8 protein-coding genes are annotated in these 7,071 nt (G+C 72.0%); 4 read left to right on the top strand and 4 right to left on the bottom strand.

Going from position 1 to position 7,071, the window contains the following annotated elements:
* Nucleotides 1-551, top strand: a 551-nt coding sequence (locus CCL05_RS40685) for a type ISP restriction/modification enzyme (RefSeq protein ID WP_341868297.1), incomplete at its 5' end; no start/stop codon positions are given.
* A 4-nt stretch (nt 552-555) separates the two neighbouring features.
* On the opposite strand, the gene CCL05_RS40680 is transcribed toward CCL05_RS40685, so the two are convergent.
* Nucleotides 556-1,272, bottom strand: coding sequence for a TetR/AcrR family transcriptional regulator (locus CCL05_RS40680; protein WP_086565605.1), 717 nt, complete (start codon nt 1,270-1,272; stop codon nt 556-558).
* 63 nt (nt 1,273-1,335) lie between these two features.
* Between CCL05_RS40680 and CCL05_RS40675 the strand changes: the two genes are divergently transcribed.
* Both CCL05_RS40675 and CCL05_RS40670 read left to right on the top strand, forming a co-directional pair.
* Complete coding sequence (locus CCL05_RS40675; RefSeq protein WP_086565604.1) at nt 1,336-2,310, top strand: ATP-binding cassette domain-containing protein; 975 nt, start codon at nt 1,336-1,338, stop codon at nt 2,308-2,310.
* Nucleotides 2,307-3,089, top strand: coding sequence for an ABC transporter permease (locus CCL05_RS40670; RefSeq protein WP_086565603.1), 783 nt, complete (start codon nt 2,307-2,309; stop codon nt 3,087-3,089). The genes CCL05_RS40675 and CCL05_RS40670 overlap by 4 nt, the downstream gene beginning before the upstream one ends.
* 182 nt (nt 3,090-3,271) lie before the next feature.
* On the opposite strand, the gene CCL05_RS40665 is transcribed toward CCL05_RS40670, so the two are convergent.
* The 3 genes from CCL05_RS40665 to CCL05_RS40655 all read right to left on the bottom strand — a co-directional run bounded on the left by CCL05_RS40665 (nt 3,272) and on the right by CCL05_RS40655 (nt 5,016).
* Nucleotides 3,272-3,538 carry a hypothetical protein gene (locus CCL05_RS40665; RefSeq protein WP_037671693.1) on the bottom strand — a complete coding sequence of 89 codons (267 nt, stop codon included), beginning with the start codon at nt 3,536-3,538 and terminating at the stop codon, nt 3,272-3,274.
* 126 nt (nt 3,539-3,664) lie between these two features.
* Complete coding sequence (locus tag CCL05_RS40660; RefSeq protein ID WP_086565602.1) at nt 3,665-4,477, bottom strand: anti-sigma factor; 813 nt, start codon at nt 4,475-4,477, stop codon at nt 3,665-3,667.
* A complete protein-coding gene (locus CCL05_RS40655) occupies nt 4,474-5,016 on the bottom strand; it encodes a sigma-70 family RNA polymerase sigma factor (RefSeq protein ID WP_167409710.1) in 543 nt (180 codons plus the stop codon). The genes CCL05_RS40660 and CCL05_RS40655 overlap by 4 nt, the downstream gene beginning before the upstream one ends.
* A 227-nt stretch (nt 5,017-5,243) precedes the next feature.
* Between CCL05_RS40655 and CCL05_RS40650 the strand changes: the two genes are divergently transcribed.
* Nucleotides 5,244-6,794: a DUF4331 domain-containing protein gene (locus CCL05_RS40650; RefSeq protein ID WP_086565600.1), complete on the top strand. Its 1,551-nt coding sequence runs from the start codon at nt 5,244-5,246 to the stop codon at nt 6,792-6,794.
* The last annotated feature ends 277 nt before the right edge of the window (nt 6,795-7,071 follow it).

The following is a 7,071-nucleotide window of genomic DNA, read 5'->3' as shown; positions in this document are numbered from 1 at the left end:
TCTCCGTCCCGCTCACCGGGGACGCCGACGCCTGGGCGCGGGGCCTGGAGGTGGGCCACCGGCTGCTGTGGCTGATGCGCCGCGACGGCGAACGCCCCAAGCTGCCCGGCGGCCGCCGCCCCTACGTCCGCGCCCCGCTGCCCTCCCGCCCCCTGACCGTGCGCTACGACCGGGACGAGGAGGCTCTGCTGCTGGACGAGGGCCGCATCTCCCCGGTGCCGCCCGAGGCCTGGGACTTCGAGGTGGGCGGGGTGCGCGTCCTGGAGCAGTGGTTCACGGCGCGCGTCGCCGAGGCCGAACCGGGCACACTCGCCGCGATCCGCCCCGCGACCTGGCCCCAGACCTGGACGTCGGAGCTGCTGGAACTGATCACGGTCCTGGCCCTGCTGGCCGAACTGCGCCCCCTGGAGGAGCCTGCGGTCCCCGACCCGGTGACGGCGACCGAGCTGCGCGAGGCCGGCGTTCTCCCGGTCCCGGCGTCGGCCCGCCGCCCGGCCTCGGTACTGGACGGCCCCGAGGAGGGGCCCGAAGGCCAGCTCGCCCTGCTCTAGCGCTCTAACGCAGCTCGGGGTCGTAGGCGTCCAGCACGCGCTCCAGCGCCCGCCTGAACACCGCCTCCAGATCGACCGGCCCGCTCTGCTCCATGAAGGCCGCGGCCAGTCGCGGATACGCTCCGGTGGCCACCTGGCTGCCCAGGTAGGCCATCCGGACGGCGTTCTCCTCCTCCTCGGACCAGGGCATGGAGCGCGTGCGCTCGACGGTCGCGATGTCGTTCGCGGTGTACGTCGTCACGACACCGTTGACCAGCGCGATCAGCTCCGTCTTCGTGCCGGCCGGGACGTCGAGCGGTTCGAGGCAGGCCAGGCAGTGTTCCAGGTAGCGCAGGGTGTTGGGGCTGAAGCCGTACACCCCTGACATCAGGCGCGGCACCCAGGTGTGGCGGCGCATGATGGCGCGCGTCTCCTCCGCGTTGCGCAGCATGTCGGCGCGCCAGTCACCCGTGGGCTCGAAGATCTCGTGCTCGGCACCGACGGAGTCGATCATCAGCTCGTACAGGTCCTCCTTGCGGGGGACGTAGTTGTACAGCGACATCGTGCCGCAGCCCAGCTCCGCGGCGACATGCCGCATGGACACCGCCTCCAGCCCCTCCGCATCGGCGATCCGCACCGCCGCCGCCGCGATGTCGGCGCGGGTGAACGCCGGTTTCGGCCCACGGCCGGTGCGCTCGGGGCGCGCCCAGATCACTTCGGGTACGGCAGCTCGGCCCGCCATCGATCATCACCTCGGCCACCATCCTAGTTACGTACAGCGTACGTAGTGCGCTATGGTCGTGCCATGACTTCTACGTACGCTGTACTTAGTGAGGGTCTGGAGAAGCGGTACGGGAAGGTCCATGCCCTGCGCGGGCTGGATCTCGCGGTGGCGGAGGGGACGGTGTGCGGGGTTCTCGGGCCGAACGGGGCGGGCAAGACGACGGCCGTACGGCTGCTGACCACGCTGCTGCGGCCGGACGCGGGCTCCGCCCGGGTCGCCGGGCACGACCTCACCCGGGAGGCCGCCGCCGTCCGGCGCCGGATCAGCGTCACCGGGCAGGACACATCGGTCGACGGGGATCTCACCGGGCGTCAGAACCTGCTGCTGTTCGGCCGGCTGCACCGGGTGCGCGGCCCCGCCGGCCGGACCGCGGAGCTCCTCGACCGCTTCGGCCTGGCCGAGGCCGCCGACCGGCCCGCCTCCACCTACTCCGGCGGCATGCTGCGCCGGCTGGACCTGGCGGCGAGCCTGATCCGCCGCCCCGAGGTGCTGTTCCTGGACGAGCCGACGACCGGCCTCGACCCGGTCAGCCGCACCCTCATCTGGGACGCGGTCCGCGACCTGACCGCCGAGGGCACGACCGTACTCCTCACCACCCAGTACCTGGAGGAGGCCGACCAGCTCGCCGACGACATCGCCCTGGTGGACCGCGGCCGGGTCGCGCACACCGGGTCGCCGGCGCAGCTCAAGGCGCTCGTCGGAGCACACGCCGAGGTCGTCGTGACGGACCCGGACGCGCTCACGAAGGCGGCGGCCGTCCTCGACCGGCTCACGGGCGCGCAGCCGTCGTTCGACCACGAGCGCGGCGCCGTCGGCGCGGTCAGCAAGGACCCGACGCTCACCCTCCCGCTGCTCGTGCGCACGCTGGACGCGGCGGGCGTGCCGCTGCTCGACGTGAGCCTGCGGCCCCCGACCCTCGACGACGTCTTCCTGCGCCTCACGGACACCACGGCCCCGGCCACGGCCACGACCGACGACAAGGAGCGTGCCGCATGAGCATGCTGGCGTACGACGGAACCGCGATGCTGGGCCGCCAGCTGCTGCGGATGCGGAACAACCCGGGGCTGCTGATCCTCACCCAGACGATGCCGGTCAGCATGCTGCTGTTCTTCGGCTACGTCTTCGGCAGCGCGCTGGCCATGCCGGGCGAGGCGTACCGGTCGTTCCTGGTGCCGGGCCTGCTGGTGGCGACCGCCGCGGGCGGGATCATGACCGGCATGTTCCAGGCGGCCCAGGACACGCACCGGGGCGTGACGGACCGCTTCCGGACGCTGCCGATGAGCCGGGCGGCCGTGCCGCTGGGACAGGCCGCGGCGGACCTGGTGGCCACGGCCGTCGGGACGGTGCCGTTCCTGCTGGTGGGGCTCGCGGTGGGCTGGCGCATCGAGGGCGGCCTGCTCGCCGCGCTCGGGGCGGTCGGGCTGTTGATGCTGTTCCGCTTCGCCTGCGTGTGGGCCGGGATCTTCCTCGGCCTGCTCACCCGGAACGAGGAGGCGGCCGGCCAGCTGGGCGGGTCAACGTTCCTGCTGCCGCTGCTGTCCAGCGCGTACATCCCGACGAGCGGGCTGCCGGGGTGGCTGCGGACGGTCGCCGAGTGGAATCCGATCAGCGCGGTGGCGACGGCTCTGCGGGACCTGTTCGGCAACGCGCCGGTGCCCGGCGGAGCGGCCTGGCCGGTGGCCCACCCCGTCGCGGGGTCGCTGATGTGGTGCGCCGTGCTGCTCGGGGTGTTCGTGCCGCTGGCCGTGCGTCAGTACGCGCACGGGGAGCGGTGAAGGGGCGGCCGGGACACCGGAGCCGGACGACGCCCCCGGTCACTGCCGGGCGGGGATGAGGCACCGACTGGGGGCGGGCCGCGCTCGGGTACACACCTGGCGCCGCTGCATGCCGTGGGGATGACGGACGACGTGTGCGCAGCGTGGCGCCGGGGGCGGTGTGACCGCCCGAGCGCGGGCCCCTACTTGCCGCCGAACAGCGAGCGGCGCAGCCGGCGCAGCGGTGCGAAGAGCGAGACGCGACGCACGCGCGCTCCCCTGCCACTGCGGTCGTGCGGCTGACGCGCGGTCAGTTCGCGCATCAGAGAGGTCGCCTCGACCGTCTCCCGCTGCGGGACGGCAGGGCCACCCAGCACCGAGAGGTGGCGGTCGAGGCGCGAACTGGTCGCGCTGCTCCCGCAGGTGATCGCAGGGACCCTGGCCCTGCTGCGCACTGTTATCTGTTCCATGTCACTCCCCACCCGTACGAGTCCACCCGGCCCGGGCAGGTTAACCCTATCGCCCCGTCCGGGCACTCGTGTATCGCGGTCACAGGATTCACCTTCCCCATAAGGGCGTTGACGATGTATCCCCGATTACTCTCCGAATCCAACAGATTTCAGGGCGAGTTGGACGATCGGCTGGGTAGTGGGCTGCGGCGATCCGCCGCCGGGCTCGACGGTCACGGCCAGTGACGTCGCGGAGGCGCCCAGACCCGTCGCGACCAAGGGCGTGTCGCCCTCGAAGAGGCCCAGGGAGCGTGGTTGCGCGCCCGGGCGCATGAGCCACAACTGGTGCACTCGGCCGCCGGGCGGAGCGCCGTATCCGCCGAGGGTGACCACCGCGCTCCCCTCCGAGGCGGAAGCGATCACTCCGATGGTTCGGCCCCGCCCGTCCCGGCCGCTGCTCGCACGGGCGTCCGGAGCCGCGAGAACGTGGGCGATCTCACGTGACCGGTCCCGCTCGGCGGTCAGCTGGTCCTGGGTCTGGTTCGCCTGCACCGCGAACAGCGAGGCGACGACGAGGGCCGCGGCGGCGGTGGCCGTGGCGAAGGGCACGAACAGCGGCATCCGGCGACGCTGCCGCGGCGGCGGCTGGGTGCCCCACACGTGGGGTGGCAGCTGCGGCGTTCGCGCGCGGGCCGGCTCCCGGGCCGCGTTCTGCGGCGCCGGGTCCTGCGGAGTGGTCCGTACGGCGGCCATGACCCGGTCGCGCAGGGCGGCGGGGGCCGGTGCGGCCGCGGACCAGGCGAGCCGGACGGCGTCCTCGGACAGGGCACGCACCTCGGCGGCGCATCGGCCGCAGTCCCTGAGGTGCTTCTCGAAGCGGACCCGCTCCGGGGGCTCCAGGGCGTCGAGCGCGTAGGGCGCGGCGAGCGAGTGCGGGTCCTCGCGGCGGAAGAGACTCATGCCACGCCTCCCAGGCACTCGCGCATCCGGGTCAGCCCGTCGCGCATCCGCGTCTTGACCGTGCCCAGCGGCAGGGAGAGCCGCTCGGCCACCTCACGGTACGTGTAGCCCTCGTAGTAGGCGAGGGTGACGGACTGGCGCTGCAGTTCCGTGAGGCGGTCCAGGCAGACGCGTACCCACTCGCGTTCGAGTCCCGCCTCGACCTCCTCGGTGACCTGGTCGAAGGCGGGGTGGTGGGCGCGCCAGGCCTCCCGCTGCTCCCGCTCGCCGGCGGCGCGGGCGCTACGCACCCGGTCGACGGCGCGGCGGTGGGCGAGGGTGAGGATCCACGACATCGCGCTGCCCCGTCCCGGGTCGAACTTCGCCGCCGAGCGCCACAGTTCGAGCAGCACCTCCTGAGCCACCTCCTCCGACTGGGCGGGGTCGCGCACCACGCGTCGTACGAGCCCGAACACCGGGCCGGACACCAGCCCGTACAAGTCCTCGAAGGCCTGCTGGTCGCCGCCCGCCACGCGCAGCAGCAGCTCGTCCGCCTCCACTCGGTCCCCCTCTCCCAGGCCGCATGGAGCCTGTCCCCTCATACGAGGCATTCGCAACGCACACACCTCCGGACTGGGTTACGGATCAGCGCGCCGAAAACGCGGGTCGCCCGGCGATGAAACAACTTTCCCGACGCGCCGTAAGAACGTTTGAGATTCGACCAATCCGCTCTGCCGACCGCTCCGAATGGCGTGTGTCAGGCAAGTTGGCACTGAGGACGGACGGCATGACACCTTTCTCCAGGACCGGTGTGACCGGTGCGACCGGTGCGGGACGCAGGAGCATCGCGACCGCGATCTGTGGTGCGCTGGCCGCCGGCGGGCTCGTGGCCGCCGGTGTGACCGCGCTGGAACCCGAGGCGGCCTCCGCCTCCAGTCACCGCGAGGCCCCGCTGATCTCGGGGACCCCGCAGTACGACAACACCGACGTGTACGCGTTCGTCAGCCCGGACAAGCCGGACACGACGACCATCGTCGCGAACTGGATCCCGTTCGAGGAACCCGCCGGCGGGCCCAACTTCTTCCCGTTCGCCGAGGACGCCCAGTACGACCTGCGGATCGACAGCAACGGTGACGCGCAGGAAGACCTGCTGTTCCGGTACACGTTCAAGACGCACACGAAGAACGACAAGACGTTCCTGTACAACACGGGCCCGGTCGAGAGCCTCGACGACCCCGACCTCAACATCACGCAGACGTACGACCTCGAACTGATCAAGCTGAAGCACCTGAAGGCGGTGTCGAAGACCAAGGTCGCCGACGACGTGCCCGTGGCGCCGTCGAACGTCGGCAAGGCCTCGATGCCGGACTACAACACGCTGCGCGAGCAGGCGATCCACAAGCTCGCCGGGGGCGCCCAGACGTTCGCCGGGCAGGCCGACGACCCGTTCTTCCTGGACCTCAGGGTCTTCGACCTGCTGTACGGCGGGAACCTCTCCGAGGTCGGCAACGACACGCTCAAGGGCTACAACGTCAACACGATCGCCCTCCAGGTCCCCAACAGCTTCATCAGGCAGTCGCACCACCAGCCGGTCGTGGGCATCTGGTCGACGACGCAGCGCAAGAACGCCCAGGGCTACTTCGCGCAGGTCTCGCGCCTCGGCAACCCGCTGGTGAACGAGGTCGTCAACCCGCTGAAGGACAAGGACACGTTCAACGCGTCCGCGCCCCGGGACGACGCGCAGTTCCTGAAGAACGTCACCAACCCGGAGCTGCCCAAGCTCATCGAGGGGATCTACAAGATCCCGGCGCCCGCCGAGCCGCGCAACGACCTGGTCGACGTGTTCCTCAAGGGCGTCAAGGACCTCAACCAGCCGCCGTACGTGACGCCGTCGGAGCAGCTGCGCCTCAACACCTCGATCAAGCCGGCCGCCAAGCCCAAGCGGCTCGGTGTCCTGGACGGTGACAACGCCGGCTTCCCGAACGGCCGTCGCCTCACCGACGACGTGATCGACGCCTCGCTCCAGGTCGTCGAGGGCGAGCTGCTGGGCGCGAAGAACGACCTGGGTGACGCGGTCGACAAGAACGACAAGGACTTCGAGAAGGCCTTCCCGTACGTCGCCCTGCCGACGGAGGGGTCGCGCGGGCCGCTCGCCAAGGGTGTGGACGGCGGCAACGACGTCCGCAGCCAGCTCGGCGACGCGCTCCAGCCGGCCGAGGCGCAGAGCTCGGACGACATGCGCCTGATCGCCGCGTCCGCCGGGGCCGGCGCGGGCGGCATCGTCCTGATCGGCGCGGCCCTCATGTGGTGGCGCCGCATGCGGAACCGGGCGTACTGACCCGTTCCGCTCCCACCGACCGGCGCGGCCCGTCTCCCGTCCCCCACGGCACGGGCCGCGCCTCTGTCCCACCCCAGCCCACCGCACCCGCACAGCCGACCGAGGAGAGGCCATGCCTCCGCGTACGACGGACAGCGCACCGGAGAGGCGCGACGACGACCACCCGCGCCCGGACCAGGAGACCGACGGAGAGAGCTCGGCGGAGCGGGGTTCGGAGCGAGCCGGCCTGGACACCGGCGGCGCCGGGGCGGAAGCGGGGCCGGGCGGGGACGCGGCT

Source organism: Streptomyces africanus, from assembly GCF_002150735.1.
GTDB lineage: Bacteria > Actinomycetota > Actinomycetes > Streptomycetales > Streptomycetaceae > Streptomyces > Streptomyces africanus.
This window is presented reverse-complemented; position numbering and strand designations above follow the sequence as displayed.